At 67.1% G+C, this 17097-nt stretch carries 13 protein-coding genes; 5 read left to right on the top strand and 8 right to left on the bottom strand.

Translation table 11 applies throughout. The annotated features are described in order from the left end of the window. Window positions 1-200: 200 nt before the first annotated feature. Complete coding sequence (locus ACZ6DL_RS26775) at window positions 201-368, bottom strand: DUF4236 domain-containing protein (protein ID WP_084466474.1); 168 nt, start codon at window positions 366-368, stop codon at window positions 201-203. 249 nt (window positions 369-617) lie between these two features. Here ACZ6DL_RS26775 and ACZ6DL_RS26770 point away from each other — a divergent pair, with 249 nt between their 5' ends. Further along, on the top strand, window positions 618-3008 hold the full coding sequence (locus ACZ6DL_RS26770) for an nSTAND1 domain-containing NTPase (protein WP_466055180.1): 2391 nt from the start codon (window positions 618-620) through the stop codon (window positions 3006-3008). 20 nt (window positions 3009-3028) lie between these two features. Next, a complete protein-coding gene (locus tag ACZ6DL_RS26765) occupies window positions 3029-4765 on the top strand; it encodes a WD40 repeat domain-containing protein (protein WP_466055178.1) in 1737 nt (578 codons plus the stop codon). A gap of 352 nt (window positions 4766-5117) precedes the next feature. Here the strand turns inward: ACZ6DL_RS26765 and ACZ6DL_RS26760 are convergent, their stop codons facing one another. After that, window positions 5118-6215: an alpha/beta hydrolase gene (locus tag ACZ6DL_RS26760; protein WP_466055176.1), complete on the bottom strand. Its 1098-nt coding sequence runs from the start codon at window positions 6213-6215 to the stop codon at window positions 5118-5120. Window positions 6216-6500: 285 nt separating this feature from the next. Here ACZ6DL_RS26760 and ACZ6DL_RS26755 point away from each other — a divergent pair, with 285 nt between their 5' ends. Further along, window positions 6501-7721: a CaiB/BaiF CoA transferase family protein gene (locus tag ACZ6DL_RS26755; RefSeq protein WP_466055174.1), complete on the top strand. Its 1221-nt coding sequence runs from the start codon at window positions 6501-6503 to the stop codon at window positions 7719-7721. 686 nt (window positions 7722-8407) lie between these two features. Here the strand turns inward: ACZ6DL_RS26755 and ACZ6DL_RS26750 are convergent. Genes ACZ6DL_RS26750 through ACZ6DL_RS26725 form a run of 6 tightly spaced genes read right to left on the bottom strand, consistent with a single transcriptional unit; the run spans window position 8408 to window position 14116 of the window. Continuing rightward, entirely contained in the window at window positions 8408-9556 is a 1149-nt protein-coding gene (locus tag ACZ6DL_RS26750) for a CaiB/BaiF CoA transferase family protein (RefSeq protein WP_466055470.1), read from the bottom strand. Further along, window positions 9549-10715, bottom strand: a complete 1167-nt coding sequence (locus ACZ6DL_RS26745; RefSeq protein ID WP_466055172.1) for a CaiB/BaiF CoA transferase family protein — start codon at window positions 10713-10715, stop codon at window positions 9549-9551. Before ACZ6DL_RS26745 ends, ACZ6DL_RS26750 begins: the two co-directional genes overlap by 8 nt. A 51-nt stretch (window positions 10716-10766) precedes the next feature. Beyond that, on the bottom strand, window positions 10767-11189 hold the full coding sequence (locus ACZ6DL_RS26740; protein ID WP_466055170.1) for a Zn-ribbon domain-containing OB-fold protein: 423 nt from the start codon (window positions 11187-11189) through the stop codon (window positions 10767-10769). A gap of 18 nt (window positions 11190-11207) precedes the next feature. After that, window positions 11208-12413, bottom strand: coding sequence for a thiolase family protein (locus ACZ6DL_RS26735; RefSeq protein WP_466055168.1), 1206 nt, complete (start codon window positions 12411-12413; stop codon window positions 11208-11210). 4 nt (window positions 12414-12417) lie between these two features. After that, window positions 12418-12921 (bottom strand): MaoC family dehydratase, encoded by a 504-nt coding sequence (locus tag ACZ6DL_RS26730; RefSeq protein ID WP_195152253.1) that lies wholly within the window; start codon window positions 12919-12921, stop codon window positions 12418-12420. Between the two features lie 49 nt (window positions 12922-12970). Further along, on the bottom strand, window positions 12971-14116 hold the full coding sequence (locus tag ACZ6DL_RS26725; protein WP_466055165.1) for an acyl-CoA dehydrogenase family protein: 1146 nt from the start codon (window positions 14114-14116) through the stop codon (window positions 12971-12973). Between the two features lie 390 nt (window positions 14117-14506). Between ACZ6DL_RS26725 and ACZ6DL_RS26720 the strand changes: the two genes are divergently transcribed. Together ACZ6DL_RS26720 and ACZ6DL_RS26715 are read left to right on the top strand one after the other, a co-directional pair. Further along, entirely contained in the window at window positions 14507-15862 is a 1356-nt protein-coding gene (locus ACZ6DL_RS26720; RefSeq protein ID WP_466055163.1) for a phenylacetate--CoA ligase family protein, read from the top strand. 75 nt (window positions 15863-15937) lie between these two features. Beyond that, entirely contained in the window at window positions 15938-16891 is a 954-nt protein-coding gene (locus ACZ6DL_RS26715; RefSeq protein ID WP_466055161.1) for a LysR family transcriptional regulator, read from the top strand. The last annotated feature ends 206 nt before the right edge of the window (window positions 16892-17097 follow it).

The following is a 17097-nucleotide window of genomic DNA, read 5'->3' as shown; positions in this document are numbered from 1 at the left end:
CGGCTCGCGTCCAGAGACAACCTCGCCGCTGGAAGATGTGGCCAACGGCGATCGAGCCCGGCACCGTGGCCGGAGTTTCACGCCGCCGACCGCGCACGGCCGCGCGACCGGCGGTCCGACATGGTTCGTGGAGGCGTCTCGTCTCGGTGCGGCTTGGGCCGGTTCGAACCGGTGAGCCGTCAACGGCTTTCGCCGATCCCTCAGCGCTGGCGCCAGCTCAGCGGACCCGGCAGGTCGACACTGTTCTTCTTGCTGCGGGAGTTCCACGACCACGGGCCGATCTTGATACTCCACGAGGACAGACCCGATTGGGTGAAATTGAGTTTCAGCGGCCCGAAGGATCTACGCTGACGGTACTTGATGGGCATTAGCGACCTCCCTGACTCGACCCCGGGCTACGGAACCGGTTATCTCCCATTACTTTCCCTGGTCAGCAGAGACCAAACAACGACGACCGAGCAGCAACGACAGCGGTGTGATCGCGCGATCGCCCACGCCCCCGTGGAACTGCCCGACCGGCGCTCGACCGGTGCCTGCTGTAGGCAAACCGAGCCGGTAGGGTAGCCGCGCGGCCTGGATGATGTTGACGGCCACTGGTTCTCCGTGGTGGAGGTGGGATGACGCGGGTCTTCCTGAGTCATTCGAGTCGGGACAACGTGCGAGCCGTCGCCCTCGTGCGTTGGCTGGTCGAGCAGCAGCCAGGGCTGGCGGGAAATATCTTCCTGGACTCGGACGAGAAGGCGGGGATCCCCCAGGGCGTGCGCTGGCGGGATGCGCTGCGTCGCGCCATCACTCGCTGTGAAGCGGTGATCTGCTTGACTTCCCGGGATTGGCATGCGTCCACCGAGTGTGTAGCGGAATATCTGACAGCGGAGAACCTGGGCAAGCGCATCTACTGCGCGGCACTGGAACCGGTGACCGATCTCGATGCCACCCGCGCGTGGCAACGCTGTGATCTGTTCGGCGACGGTCCCGTCACGGAGATTCCGGTCGACGGCTCTCCCGAACCGGTGCTGTTCCGCACCGAGGGCTTGCGCCGGTTGCTGGCCGGGTTGGGCGATGCCGGGATCGGCGCCGAGAATTTCCCCTGGCCGCCCCCGAATGAGCCGGACAGGTCGCCGTATCGCGGCTGGCAACCGTTCGACGCGGTGGATGCCGCGGTGTATTTCGGTCGCGACGCGCAGATCAGGCAGGGCTTGGATCGCCTGCGTGGGATTCGGGCGGCCGGGTCGGAGTCGGTGTTCGCCGTGGTGGGCCCGTCGGGTACCGGGAAGTCGTCGTTCCTGCGCGCCGGGTTGTTGCCGCGGTTGATGCGTGAGGACCGGCAGTTCCTCGTGCTGGGGCTGGTGCGGCCGGAAAAGCACGCGCTCACCGGTGCGCACGGCTTGGCCGCTGCGATCCACGCCACCCGGGTTCGGCTGGGTCTGACCGCGCCTGCGCTCGGGGACATCAAGGCCGCCTTGCCCGGAGACACCGATCGGATCCGTGACTGGCTGCTCGAGATGCAGCATGCGGCGCGAGACAGGCAGCTCGACGACGGGGCCGCACCCCTTCCCACGCTGCTGCTGCCGATCGATCAAGCAGAGGAGTTGTTCGTCGCGGACGCCGGTGTCCAGGGTGAGCAATTCCTTGCCCTGCTCGGCCGGTTGCTCGTCGCGCCGCAAGACGAGGCCGTGCGACAGCCGCCGATCATCGCGGTGCTCACCATTCGCACCGATCGCTACGAACAGTTGCAGAACGCGCCCCAGTTCGACGGCGTGCGGACCTACGTGTTCAACGAGTTGAAACCGTTGCCGCGCACCCAATTCAAAGAGGTCATCACCGCACCGGCCGCGCGCGCCGACGAACACGCGCCGTTGACCATCGAACCCCAGCTGGTGGATCGGCTCCTGGCCGACGGTGACCACGGCGCGGACACCCTGCCCCTGCTGGCGTTGACCTTGTCCCGGCTCTACGACGACTATGCCTCCGGCGGAGTTCTCACCCTCGAGCAGTACAGCTCGATCGGGGGCATCGACCGCGTGGTGCAAACGGAGATCGACGCTCTGCTGTCAACCGATCCCGACGCCAGGCGAGCACAGCTGCGGCTGCTGCGGTCGGCGTTCGTGCCCGCGCTGGCGACGATCAACCCCGACAACGATCAGCCGATGCGCCGTATCGCGAGCTGGGCGGAACTCCCGGCCGAAAGCCACCCGCTCATCGATGCTTTCGTGAACAAGAGATTGCTCGTCAAAGATCACCGTGACGGCCGGATCGTCGTCGAGGTCGCGCTGGAAAGCCTGTTGCGGCAATGGGAGGATTTGGCCGGTTGGCTGCTCGAGCAAGCAGACGACCTGAAAGCCGCCGACCGTCTCGAGCAAGCAGCGCGAGCCTGGGAACACAACGGGCGCGACGAGGCTTGGCTGTGGGGAGGCACCCGGCTCACCGAGGCCGAAACCCTCTCGGCGAACCCCGCCTTCCAGCGGCGGCTCGAGCCCACCCGCGAGTTCCTGCTCGCGGGCAGGCACCGCGAACGCGACCGTATCGCCGCTCTTCGCCGACAGGCACGCACCCTCGCGGCACTGCTGGTCGTCGCCGCCGCGGTGGCGGTACTCGCGGGAATCGGTTTCTGGCGCGCGGATATCGCCAGCGACCGAGCCGACGCCCGCACCCGCGAAGCCGTGGTCCGGCGTCTGCTCACCGACAGCGACAGCATCCTGTCCGGAAACCGATCCAGCTCCGACACGCGGGCGCTGCACGAGATCCTCACGGCACGCGCGATCGACCGCGGTCAGACCGACAAGGCGGTGATCGACGCGCTGTACGCGCGGAAGCATCTGCGCACCGTCTTCCAGACCGGCGAACCCATCTCGAGCCTGGCCCTCAGCCCCGACGGGACCCGAATCGCCACCGGTGGCGCGGGCCGGATCGGTAGCTTCGGCCCCGATGCCCGGCCGGGTCGGTCACCGGTCCGGTTGTGGGACAGCGCCTCCGGCGTGCCGATCGAGACCCCACCTCGTTTCATCTAGGGCCGGGACCGGCTGAGGCGGTGGCGTTCAGCCCCGATGGGCAGCGGGTCGCCGTCGGCCGCAACACCGGCATCGAACTATGGGATGCGGTGACCGCGCAGCCGAGCAGCAGCTCGATGACCGGCGCGGCCGTCGACGTGAAGATGATGGCGTTCAGCCCCGACGGACAACGGATCGTCTCCGGCGGGCTCCTCGGCACCCTCCAGTTGTGGGACGTCAGAGCCGGGCAGCAGATCAGCTCAGTGCTCAGCGGGGCCGGTGAAGCCGTGGTGCGAGTCGCGTTCCGCCCGGACGGACAACCGATCGCCGCTGTCCGTAGCGACGGCGTCATACGGCTGCGCGACGCCACGACCGCCCGGCAGATCGGCCCGACACTGACCGGAGATGGCAATGGAGTGCGCGACATCGCGTTCAGCCCGGACGGGAGCCGGATGATCTTCGGCGACGCCGACGGCACGCTACGGCTGCGCGATACGACCACCGGAGAGCAGATCGGTGCGCCCTGGAACGGCGACGGTGGCAGCGCGGTGGTCGCGGTGTCCTTCAGTCCAGACGGCAAACGTGTCGTCAGTGCGGACTCCAATCACGCGGTGCGGTTGTGGGATACCGCCACCGGCCGACCGATCGGAACGGCGCTCACCGGTCATACCGATCTGGTTGCCGATGTGGTGTTCAGCGCGGACGGCACCGAGGTCGTCTCCGGCGGCCGCGACGGTTCGGTGCGGATCTGGGATGTGGCGAGCATCGCGCTCGCGTATCAGAGTTCGGCGTTCGACGCGCTGGCGGTGAGCCCGGATGGTCGCCGGATCGTGTCCGGTAGCGACGACGGCGTCGTCCAGTTGTGGGATGTGCGTTCCGCACAGCCGATCGGCAGGCCGATGACCGGGCACACCGGCGCGGTGACGCAGGTGGCATTCAGCCCCGACGGACGGCGGATCGCCTCCGCGAGTGTCGACGGCACCGCACGGTTGTGGAACGCCGATACCGGAGCGCTTTTCGGCGGCCCACTCGTCGGCCACCGTGGAGTGCTATCGGGTGTGGCCTTCAGCCCCGACGGCGCGCGCCTCGTGACCAGCGGCGAAGGCAGGTGGCGCTGGTGGGATGTCGAGAGCGGGCAAGCCCTCGACACTCCCCCGGCAATCGGGCATGCGCTGATGGGTACCGCCGTCACTGTCAGCCCCGACGGCCATCTCTTGGCCGCAGGCAGCGATCAAGTCCCTTCGGTGCTGCTATTCGATGTCGCGACCGGCGAAGTGTCGAACTTACTGGATATGGGTACCACCGGAAGCGTGCAGAGCGCGGCGTTCGGTCCGGACGGAAAGACGATCGCCTCCGCCGCCGACAGTCGAATCATCCTGTGGGACGCGGCCTCCGCGAAACAATCAGCCATATTGCAAGGGCACACCGAGGCGGTGTCGAAGGTGGCCTTCAGCCCCGACGGGCGCGTCCTCGCCTCGGTCGGTCTCGACCGGACCATCCGGCTCTGGGACATCCCGAGCGGACAGCCCCTCGCGGCACCGCTCACCGGCCACACCGCCGCGATCACCGACGTCGCCTTCCTGCCCGACGGCAAGACCATCGCCACGAGCGGCGTCGACGGCACGATCAAGCTGACGCCGGTGTACTCCGCCGATCCGGCGCGGATATGCGCCAAGCTCACGGTGAATCCGAGTCCCGAGGAATGGGACGACTTCGTGTCGAAGGCGATCCCGTATACCGAACTCTGCCCAGGTCTGCCGCGCGCTGCCACGCCCTGAGTACGATCACTTCACCTCTCGGCGTGACACCCTCCCCCGATTCATCCTCCCTCGTCACCGCTACCGCGGCACCTCATGGCACCCGGCGCCGTCCGCGCAGCCCGACCCGGGACGACCGTAGCGGACCGGCCCTCCGCACCACCTACCGCGGCGCGCCGACGGCGAACCGCGCCCGCAGGCCCATGGTCACGGTCGATCCGAACGGCCGATATCTGCGCTTCACCAGCGCCGCCGATGCCAAGATTCACAGCTACCGGATCGGTGCGGAGGGAGAACTCACCTCGCTCGGTGATCCCGTGCGCGGCGGTACTCTCCCGGTCGATCCGGGCTACACGCCCGATGGCCGGTTCGTCTACGTGAGCAATGAGCAGGGCAGCAGTGTGCTCGGCACTGCCCTCGGTCGACACCGGAACCATCTTCGGCGACGGACCGATCCTGGTGAAAACTTCCTGACCGACACACGAAAATGTCTGCCCCGCACGAGGATCACCCGTGCGGGGCAGACGTCCGTGTGAACGGTGACGCGACGGCCGAGATCAGCCGGCCAGACCCTTTCCGAAGAACTCGTCCAGCTTCTCCACGGCGGGGTGACGTACTGGTCCACGTCGTAGAGGTCGATGTGGCTGGCCCCGTCGACCACGAACAGTTCCTTCGGCTCGGCGGCCTTGGCGACGGCTTCCTCGCTGAAGTAGGCGGTGTCGGCCTTCGAGCCGACGATCATCAGCAGCGGACGCGGGGAGATCATGGCGATCTTGGCGTACGCGTCGAACTGGGCGATGCGGTCGATGCTCTGCAGCGGCCACTTGTTCTCCGAGCGCGGATGCTGCGCGCGGGGCGTGCGGTAGTAGTCGTGCGCCTCACGGAACAGCTCGGGGGCGTCCTCGAGACCTTCGGCGCTCGGCGGCGCCCAGATCTGGTAGTTCGGCTCGGCGCCCTGCGCCTCGGCGGTGCGCAGCGCACCGGCGGCATCGAGCATCTCCTGCAGCACCGACGGGTCCTGGCTGCGGCCGAGGCCGTTGCTCAGGTAGTCGCCGATGTCGAGGCCGCTGACGGTGGCCACGGCCTTGATGCGGTGATCGGTCTGCGCCGCGAAGGGCACATAGCCGCCGGACGCGCAGATGCCGAGGGCACCGATGCGGGCGGGGTCGATATCGTCGCGGGTGGTCAGGAAGGTGACCGCGGACTTGACGTCCTCGCTGCGCTGGAACGGGTCTTCCAGGAAGCGCGGCTCGCCTTCGCTCTCGCCCTGGTAGGCGGCGTCGAACACGAGGGCGGCGTAGCCCTTGTCGGCCAGGCGCTGCGCGTAGATGCCGGCGGTCTGCTCCTTGACACCACCGCCGGGGTGCGACACCACGACGGCGGGCAGGCGCTCTCCGGTGCGGTCGTCGGGGGTGAACAGGATGCCTGCGAGGCGCAGGCCGTTGCTCGGGAAATTCACGCTTGTGCGCATCAGGCACGATCCTTTCGGTGAGATCTGTTCCGGCTCGGAGCCGATGCAACAACCTTCTCTCCGGCAGAAACTTCCGACAATGGGAAAGATTCTTCCTATGCACCCGCTGACCCCGGAAGAACTACTGTCTGAATCAGCGGCAGACCGATTCGGCCTCGGCGAATCCCTGCTTCGGAACTTGTCACTGGGACCGGCCGCCCCAGCGACCTAGGCTCGGAGGAGCCGGTGATCGAGCCTCGGGTTCTCCCGGCACGAATTCCGGACTTCACGAAAAGAGACGAACACATGACCGGACCGCTCGACGGCGTGCGCATCCTGGACCTGACCTCGAATTTCATGGGCCCCTTCGCGACCTTGCTGCTCGCCGACATGGGCGCCGACGTGGTCAAGATCGAGTCGACGGCCGGCGACACCACCCGCGGTGTCGGCCCGCGCCGCAACCCGGGCATGGGCGCGATCTTCCTGCACCTCAATCGCAATAAGCGCAGCGTGGTGCTCGATCTCAAGTCTCCTGACGGCGATGCCGCGCTGCAGCGCATGCTGGGTTCGGCCGATGTGCTGCTCTACAGCCTGCGACCGAAGTCGATGGCGCGCCTGGGCCTGGCTTACGAGCAGGTGCGAGAACGCAATCCGCGCCTCATCTACTGCGGCACCTTCGGTTTCGGCCAGAACGGCCCGTACGCCGAGCGGCCCGCCTACGACGATCTGATCCAGGCCGCCGTCGGCATGCCGGTCCTGCAGAGCCGCAAATCCGGCCCGCCCACCTATATCGCCACCGCGATCGCCGACCGCGTCGTCGGCATGGCCGCGGCCAACGCCGTCACCACCGCCCTCTACCGCCGCGAACGCACGGGCCGTGGCCAGGAGGTGCAGGTGCCGATGTTCGAGACCTTCGCCCAATTCGCCATGGGCGATCATCTCTACGGCCACACCTTCATTCCCTCGATCGGCACCTCCGGCTATGCCCGGATGATGAACTCCGACCGCCGCCCCTACCGCACCCGCGACGGCTACCTCGGCGTCAACGTCTACACCGACAAGCACTGGCACCGATTCTTCGCCCTGGCAGGCAAGCCGGAAATGTCGCAGGACCCACGCTTCGCCGATATCGGTGGCCGCACCGAGAACATCGGCCTGCTCTACGGATTCCTCGCCGAAGTACTCGAATCCAAGACGACGTCGGAGTGGGTGCAGATCCTCACCGAGGCCGACATCCCCGCCATCGAGATGAACACCCCCGAAACACTCCTCGACGATCCGCACATGAAGGACGTCGGGTTCTTCGTCGAGCAAGAGCACCCGACCGAAGGTCTGCTGCGGGCGCTGGGCATCCCTCAGCACTGGAGCGAGGACACACCCGATTTCCGCTATCCCGCACCACGACTCGGTGAGAACTCGGTGCAGGTATTGAGCGAATACGGCTTCGACAGTGGCGAGATCGATCGTCTGGTGTCCACCGGCGCGGCCCACACGCCCGAAACACTGGCGGCCCGCACCGGCTCCTGAGGCCGGGCACAGACGTCGTCATCGGTTCGGACCAGCGGGCCGACTTCGCTGGCCTGGCGAAACCGCAGCGGCATCGTCTGGTGCTGGGCGGCCTGCACGTACTGGATATCACGGCGATCGCGGCGCCGCCCCGATGCAAGCCGGGACCGGCGGTGTCGGCGATGTATTCGCGTCGCATGATGGCCCGTTCTCGCCGCCGGCCATGGCCGAGCAGAACCAGGGCGTGCGTCGGGGCCGACACCGTTGGCGTTGTGCACGTTGGTCGAACCGAAGGCACCACCGATGACATTGACCCCCAGCACGGGTTCCAGCGCACGCAACAGCACTGTGAAGATCACCGCCTCGATCTCCCAATAGCAGAAGATCGCACCGTCTGGCGGCAGGGCGCTGGTGATGGTGCCGGGCGGGATCACCAGATCGTCGCGGAAGGTGCCGGAAGTGAATTTGAGATCGAGCCGTTTTCCGCCGAGCATCTCTGATCTTCAGCCGACGATCGCCACAGTGCGGTCCGGTAACACTGTCCGCCGGACCGCACTCGCACCTCAGAAGGTGGCGGTTTCGAAGACGACCTTGTCGTTCTTCACGTGGTAGGTCTCGGTTCCGGTCCGTCCGTTGCCGAGATCGAAAGCGAGACGTTTCCGGTGGCCATGGCCGCTCTTCATTTGTGGTGCTGGAGCTGTGGATGATCAGCCGATGGCGCCCGCGTCGCGCAGTGCCGACAGTTCACCCTCGGTGAATCCCCAGTCGGTCAGCACTTCGTCGGTGTGCTCACCGGGTTCGGCCGGCGGACGCTGGATCGCACCGGGCGTCCGGCTGAAACGCGGTGCGGGAGCGGGCTGGACGACGCCGTCGATGTCGACGAAGGTGCCGCGGGCGCGCAGGTGGGTGTTTCGTGTGGCTTCGGTGAGGGACAGCACCGGTGCCAGGCATGCCTCCTGGCCTTCGGCGAGGGCGCACCATTCGTCGCGGGTCTTGGTCCGGAAGACGGAGGTGAACCGCTTGCGCACCGTCGGCCACTGCGATTTGTCGTGCTGGTCGGGTATCTCCGATTCGTCGATGCCGAGTACGCGCAGTAGGTTGCGCCAGAAGCGGGATTCGTTGGCGCCCAAGCTGATCCAGCCGCCGTCGGCGGTTTCGTAGACGTTGTACCAAGGCGCGCCCGAGTCGAGCCGGTTCACGCCGCGTTCGTCGCTCCAGTAGCCGGCGGCGAACAGGCCGTAGAACAGGGTCATCAGGGAGGCCGAGCCGTCGACCATGGCGGCGTCGACCACCTGGCCCCGGCCCGAGGTTCCGCTCTCCAGCAGTGCGGAGACAACGCCGAGCGCCAGATACAGTGCGCCGCCGCCGAAGTCGCCGGCCAGGTTGAGCGGGATCGCGGGTGGTTCGCCTGCGCGGCCCACCGAGTGCAGGACACCGGTCAGCGAGATGTAGTTGACATCGTGGCCGGGGTCCTGGGCGAGTGGGCCGGATTGGCCCCAGCCGGTCATCCGGCCGTAGACCAGTGCCGGGTTGGCCGCCAAGCACTGATCGGGGCCCAGACCCAGTTTCTCCGCAACGCCCGGCCGGAAGCCCTCGAGCAGAATGTCGGCTTCGCCGACCAGCTTGAGCACAGCCCGCACGGCGGCAGGATTCTTCAGATCGACCACCGCACTGCGTCTTCCGCGGTTGAGCAGATTGAATCGGGCGTCGATCGGGGCTCCGCCGTCGTAGCCGGGTGGCCGGTCAATCCGGATGACATCGGCGCCCAGGTCCGACAGCAGCATGGCGCAGAACGGGGTCGGTCCGACGCCGCCGAGTTCTACGACGCGAACGCCCGCCAGCGGACCGCTACCCATTGCCCAGCCCGCTCGAACGCTGACCGAGGCGGTCACGCAGCTCGTCGTCGGAAGCTCCGATGTCCTGTGCCGCGGGCAAGGGTGGTGGCCGTTTGCCGTCGAAGGACAGCGGCAGCCCGACCACCCCGATCTCGTCCTCGGACGGCGCGCCGATGATGGCCAGCGCCTTGGTCTGTTCGTGGGCGACCATCTCGGCGGTGGTCTGCACCGGTGCGACGGGAACTCCGAAGTCCTGCAAGCGTTTCTGCCAGTACGCACGCGGATGCGCGGCCAGCCGACCACCGATCAGGCGATCGATCTCCGCGCGGTTGGCCAGGCGTCCGGCGTTGGTGGCGAACCGGTCGTCGCTCGCCCACTCGGGCCGGTCCAGCGCCTGACTCAGGCGCGCGAACAAGCCGTCGTTTCCACAGCTGACGATCAGATCGCCGTCGGCGGCAGAGTACGCCCGGTGCGGCACGATGAACGCGACACCGGAGCCGTGCCGTTCCCCGGGCGCGCCGTCGGTGGTGTAGCCGGCCACGCCGACCGACATCCACGCGATCGCTGTCTCGAGCAGTGAGGCGTTCACGGCGGCACCGTCGAGCTTGGACCGGCGCCGGTGCAGCGCGGCGAGGATGCCGATGGCAGCCCACATGCCGGTGCCGAAGTCGATGATCGACACCCCCGCGCGCACGGGCGGCCCGGTGTTCTCGCCGGTGATGCTCATGATCCCGGAGAAGGCCTGCATGAGCGGGTCGTAGCCGGGGAGGGTGTTCATCGGCCCGCTGTGCCCGAAGGCCCCGACCTCGCAGTGCACGAGCTCGGGCTTCGTCACCCGCAAGCTCTCGGCGTCCAGCCCGTATTTCGCCGCGGAACCCGGTCGCAGATTGTGCAGGAACACATCCGCGCGTTCGGCGATCAGCTGCTGCAGCAGCACGAGCTGATCGCGATCCTTGATGTCGATGCTGATCGAGCGTTTGCCGCGGTTGAGCGCGTGGAACGCCGCGCCGCTACCCTTCCACATGCTCGGGCCCCAGCCTCGCGAGGAATCCCCGGTCGGCCGCTCGACCTTCCACACCTCGGCGCCGAGTTCGGCGAGGATCTTGCCGGTGAACGGCGCCGAGGCGCTGTCGCCGAGCTCGACCACGACGATCCCGGACAGCGGAAGTTCGTTCTGCATGGCCTGCTCCTGCCCTGGTCGTGATCGATCATGTGCTGTCATCGTGCGCGTCTACCCGGGGTTCGCGGCAGTGAAAACGGGGATGGTCTGGGTGCCGCGTTCGACGAACCGGAGGGTGACGTCCTGATCGATCGCGAGGGATTCAGGGGCGCCTTCGATCTGGGCGAAGAGCATGTAGCCCTCAGCCATCTGCACGAACCCGACGGTGTAGGGCGTGATCGACGCCCAGACCGGCGTCGGGCCGCGCAGCACCGTGCTGAAGGAATAGACCGTGCCACGACCGGCCGAGTCCTCCCAGGCCAGCGCCGCCGAGGCGCAGTAGGGGCAGTACGAGTGCGCGGGCCAGACGGCTTCGGCACAGTCGGCACAGCGCTGGAAGGTGAGCCGATGCTCGTCCAGCGCCGCCCAGTAGGGCGCGGCGTCGAGCAGCTGGTAGGGCTGCGGCCAGTCGTTGGGTGCGGTTGCTTCGCTCATGATGTTCTCCGATTCCGCTCAGGCCGTCAGCACCAGGACACTGCCCGCCGCCAGCATGCCGCCCGCGCCCTGGACCAGCGCGGTCTCCGGCTTGCGCGTCGGCGCCAGTCCTAGCGCCTGCCCGCGCAGCTGACGCACGGTCTCGATGATGGTGTCCATGTTGCAGGAGATGCCGGGCTGGCCGAAGGACAGCCAGCCGCCGTTGGTGTCGGTCGGCAGGTCGCCGTCGACGCCGGTGCGGCCCTCGCGATAGACGTCGATGCCACGGCCCTTCTTCGCGAAGCCCAGGTCCTCCATGACGATGGGGCCCATGTGCGCGAAGTTCACCGACATCTGCACCATGTCGATATCGGAGGGGCCGAGCCCGGCCATCGCGTAGGCCTGCCGCGCCGCCTCGATGGTGGCGGTGTGGGTGAGGTTCGGCAGGGTGCCGAAGTCGGGAAACTTGCAGGTGCGCATATTCATCCGGTCCGACAGGTACTCGTGGGTGGTGGCCGAGCCGTACCCGTGTAGGTAGACCGGCTTCTGCTCGGCCCGCACATTGTCGGGCGCGGTGACGACCAGCGCGCCGCCGGTGCCGCCGCCCCAGGTGGAGCACATCCACCGGCGCAGCGGGGTCGCCACGTACGGCGAAGCGAGCACGGTCGCGACATCGATCTCGCCGTGCTTGGCCTTGGCCGCGTGCGGATGATGCGCGCCCCAGCGCTGGTTGGCGACGGCGACCTCGGCCAGATCGGCCTCGGTGATACCGAATTCGTGGAAGTACCGGCGCGCGGCCTGAGCGTAGAGCGACGGGATCGTCGGTCCGTACATCACCTCGTACTGCGGATCCGCGTCGGCCTCGGCGCCCATGGCCACCGCGTCGACGAACAACTCCGTCGCATCGCTCTGCAGACACAGCACGTACTCGGCCTTGCCCGCGGCGATCATCTGCGAGGCCTGCGCGAGCGTGGCGGTCAGGCCGGCGCCGTGCAGGGTGAGTTCACTGGTGAACGTCAGCGGCATCTGCATATGCGAGGCGAAGATGTTGTTCCACTGCGAGCGCTTGTCGGCCCACGGCGAGCGACCGGTGAACAGGGCGTCCACCTGGTTCTTCGTGATCCCCGCGTCGGCGAGCGCCGCCACGGTGGCCTCGACGGCCAGCTGCAGCGGGTCCTTGCGGTCGGCGCGCGTGGCATAGGCATCGCCCATGCCGACGATCGCGGCGACGGGTTGTCCGGTCATGAGGTCAGCCCCGCACCTTTTCGGTCGGCAGCGACGCGCCGACAAGGGCGTCGAGGTCCTCACGCTTGCGCAGCATGAGCAGGCTCCACTCGCTGCGCTGGACCACGTCACCGTGCTGGTTGAGCGCCTTCATCAGGAAGGTGATGACGCCGAACTTCTCGTCCTTGTCCTTCTTGGCGATCACCTCGGCGGTGACATAGATGGTGTCGTTGATCAGCACCGGCTTCAGGTAGCGCAGGTTGTCGATGCCGTAGTTCGCCTGGATCGACGGACCGAACTGGATCAGACCGGTCATCAGCGAATAGGTCAGCGACCCCTGCACCAAGCGCTCACCGAAGCGGGTCTGCGCGGCGTAGTGGACGTTGGAGTGGATCTCGATCCAATTGCCGGTCAGTGCACAGTAATTCACCACGTCGGCTTCGGTGATGGTGCGTCCGCCCGAGCGGAAGACGGTGCCGACCTCGATCTCATCGAGCGGCATGTCGATGCGGTTGTTGATGGTGGCCATCGGAATTCTCCTCGAAAGTACTTGCGGGAGGGTGGAATTACACGCCGGACTACAGGCGCATCGACTTGGCGATGATGGTGCGCTGGATCTGCGAGGTACCGCCGCCGATGGTCGACTGCACGCTCTCGCGCAGGTAGCGCTCCATGTCGGCCTCCGGGAGGTTGGCGTAGCCGCCGAGAATCTGCATGCCGTCGAGGGCGCACTGCTTGAGGGTCTCGGAGCCGTAGAGCTTGGCCATCGAGGTCTCGCGGGCGGCGGGCAGCCCCGCGGCCTTCATCATGGCGGCGCGGTAGCAGAGCAGCCGCGCGGCGTCGACGCGGGTCTGGTTCTCGGCCAGCATGTGCTTGAGCACCTGGAACTCATAGATCGGCTTGCCGAACTGGATGCGCTCGTGGGCGTACTTGTTGGCGGCCTTGACCGCCTCCTGGGCGTTGCCGACGTACGCCGCGGCGACGGCGCAGCGCTCGAGCTCGAGGTGTTCGGTGATGATCTTCCAACCCTGGCCGACCTCGCCCAGCAGCGCGTCGGCGGGGACGCGAACCTCGTCGAGGAAGATCTCGGTGGTGCCGGTGGCGTGGCGCGACAGCGTCGGCAGCTTGCGGATGTCCAGGCCGGGGGTGTCGTTCGGGATCAGCAGGACCGACAGGCCGCCGTGCTTGTCGTCGGCGTCGGTGCGTACCAGCATCGCGATGACGGTGTCCTTGGCAGCGGCGCCCGAGCACCACAGCTTCTGACCCGAAACCACCCAGTCGCCGTTCTCGTCACGCCGGGCGCGGGTCTTGGTGTTGGAGGCATCCGAGCCGGCGTCGGGCTCGGAGATCGACACCGAGAAGCGGATCTGGCCGTCGATGAACGGCTTGACGTAGCGCGCCTTCTGCTCGTCGGTGCCGTACTTCAGAATGTTCATCGCGGTGAAGGTGGGCACCAGCACCGAGCAGGCGAAATCGAAGCCGAACTTGCCCAGGCCCTCGGCCATCAGCGAGTAGTCGAAGATGTCGCCGCCGGAGCCCCCGTCGGCCTCCTCGATCAGGATGCCGAGCCAGCCCTGCGCGGCGATCTTCTCGTACGCCTCGTACGGGTACTCCCGGCCCACATCGCACTTGCGCACGTACTCGACGGTGATCTCGTCGTCCATGAACTTGTTCACGACGTCGAGCCAGGCGGCCTGCGCCTCGTCCAGGAAGTTCGAATTCATGCTTTGCGCTCCGTATGCGATGGGTTCGGATATTTGTTTCGCCGGGCAGTACGTTAATTCCGCTCGTCCGATGCGCCAAGTGATGTTCTTCGAATTACCCATTCGACAGCTCCGAATCCCCGAAAAGGGGATCGAGCCGGGCAGATACTCCTCTTCCCGCATTCGTCTGGCCGAAGCCGACTTCTTCTCGAATCAGCAGGTCAGCAGGGCAGATTCAGCGACAATCCGAGGTTGACGAACGGAAGGAGTGTTAGCAAGTGAAAAATTCCGAATCTACAATTCGAAGACAGCGAATTGAATAGAATTAGTAGCCCCACTATGGTCGGGGAACAATCGTCGCCGGACCACACGGTAGCGCGGCGACGTTGCAACGGCCATTCGGGAGTCATCATGAGAAGTGTTCCTTTCTCGGCGCGGTACTGGAGCGCTGTCGAGACCCTCTCGGTGCGGGAGGCGCGCCGGGTTCAGGACGAGCGGCTCCGCGAGCAGGTCGCCTACCTGGCCGCGAACAGCGCGTTCTACCGAGCGAAGTTCGCCGAACACGGCGTCGACGTGGACAAGATCGACACAATCGCCGACCTGGCCGATCTGCCGTTCACCGAGAAGCAGGAACTGCGCGACAGCCTCGCCGCCGCACCGCCGCTGGGCGCGCACGTCGCGGCCGCCGATGCCGACATCGTGCAGATCCAGGCTTCGTCGGGGACCACCGGCTCGCCGTCCTATGTCGGCCTCACCGAAAGCGACATCCACACGTGGAGCGAGCTGGGCGCACGCGCCCTGTACGCCAACGGTTTCCGGCCAGGCGACCGCCTGCTGCACGGTTTCGGCATGAGTAAGGGCTTCGTCGGTGGCCTGCCGATCGTGCAGATCCTGCGGTACATGGGCATCGTCGACATTCCGATCGGCGCCGAGGCAGGCGCCGAACGGCTGCTTCGCGTGCAAGCCGACCAGCGCCCCAACGCCCTGATCGGCACCCCGTACTTCCTCGCCCACCTCGCCGAGCAGGCTCCGCAGATCGTCGGGCGGGCAGCCGCCGAACTGGGCGTACGGGCCATCAGCGTGGGTGGCGAGCCCGGCGGTGGTCTGCCCGCCGTGCGCGAGAAGCTGGAATCACTGTGGGGCGCGACCGCCCGGGAAATGCTCGGCGGCACCGACATCGCCTGCACCTACTGGGGCGAGTGCGAGGTCGGCGACGGCATGCACTTCCTGTCACCGGATCTGATGATCGCCGAGCTCATCGATCCCGAGACCGGCGACCAGGTGACACCGGTCGAAGGTGCCAGCGGCGAACTCGTCTACACCGCGCTCCGCCGCCAGGCCTCTCCACTGCTGCGCTTCCGCACCCGTGACCACGTGGTGGTCACCGGCACCGACTGCGCCTGTGGCCGCACGGGTTACAAGGTGCGCTGCGTCGGCCGCACCGACGACATGCTCATCGTGCGCGGCATCAACCTGTTCCCCTCCGCGGTCAAGGAACTCGTCTTGGAACTCGCGCCCGCGACAACCGGCGAGATGCGAATCCGCGCCGATTTCGAGGGCCACTCCACCCAGCGCCCGCTGCCGCTGGTGGTCGAGTACGCCCAGGATCTGAACGCCGACCAGCAGAACGATCTGCGCGCCACCATCGAACAGCGCGTGCGCTCGGCCCTCAATGTGAAGACCGTTGTGGAGTTGGTGCCCGACGGCACCCTGAAGCGACCCGACCACGTCAAGGTCGCCCTCATCGAACGGGTGCCCGCCAACTGAATGCAGCATATAAAATATTCTTCGGCAGGTTCTGCACTATGATCGGAGTCACCCGGTCACAGCTCGATGGCGGAGGTGAGTGATGAGATGGGCACGCTCAACCGGTTGCACCTGATTCGCCAGGTCGACCTGTTCACCTTGCGCCTGTTCCTCTCCGCGATCGAGGAACAGCAGATCGGGTTGGCCGCGATCCGCGAGAACATCGCCGCGTCCACCGCGACCAAGCGGATCCAAGTGCTCGAGAACATCGCAGGCGTCAAGCTCCTCGACCGCACCGCCAAGGGCGTGGCGCCGAGTCCGGCGGGTGCGATCCTGGCCCGCCACGCGCGCATGATCTTCGCCACCCTCGACGACATGCGCGCGGAGTTCGCCTCGCTGACCGAGGGCGTGCAGGGCGAGTTGCGGATCGTGTCGGCCAGGTCGGTGATCGTGCCGTTCCTGGCCCGTGAGCTGGGTGAGTTCAGTCGCGAGTACCCGCTGGTCGATCTGGTCGTGCACGAGGTGGAGAACGCCGACATCGTGCAGGAAGTCGCGCGCGGCGAGGCCGACTTGGGCTTCTTCGCCTCCGCGTACGGGCTCGACCTCGACGGCGTGGAGGTGACGCCGTACCGGCGCGACCGCATCGTCGCCGTGGTTCCTCTCGGGCACCGGCTCAGCCGACAGGGCAGCGTGACGATCCGGGATCTGTTGCCGGAGAACCTGATCGCTCCCCGCGCGCTGGTCGGGGCGCTGCGCGCCGCGGCGAAGCGCATCGGCGAAGACTACACATCGAAGCACGTGTTGCGCAGTGGCGGCGCGGCCATCAGCCTGGTCAATGCCGGGCTCGGTGTCACCGTGCAACCGGAGTGCCTGGTCGGTCACGAATGGACCGGCCGCGTCGCTGTGCTCGATCTGGCCGAGCCGTGGGCCGAACGGCGGATCCACCTCGCCACTGCCCGTGGACGCGAATCCAGCCCCGCCACGAAAATCCTCATGGAGCAGCTGCTGACCCGCCCCGTCGACGAGGACGAGCTCGCCGACGACCTCTGAGCCGCGGCCCAGCTCCGACCCGCGGCCTTCGGTATCAGACCAGCTCCAGCCCACCGCGGCGATGCGGGGTCGTTGCCGTGCCAGGATGCCACGAACCGATCACCGCCGTCGGCGACAGCGGCGGCTGTCGCGACGCCGTCAGCCGACACGTCGCTGGAATCACGACCGGATCGGGACGGTGATCTGGGTTCCGTGTGAGAATCGGC

It is taken from the genome of Nocardia sp. NPDC041819 (assembly GCF_055590505.1).
Note: the sequence above shows the minus strand (reverse complement) of the source record. Positions and strands in the feature narration are given on the sequence as shown.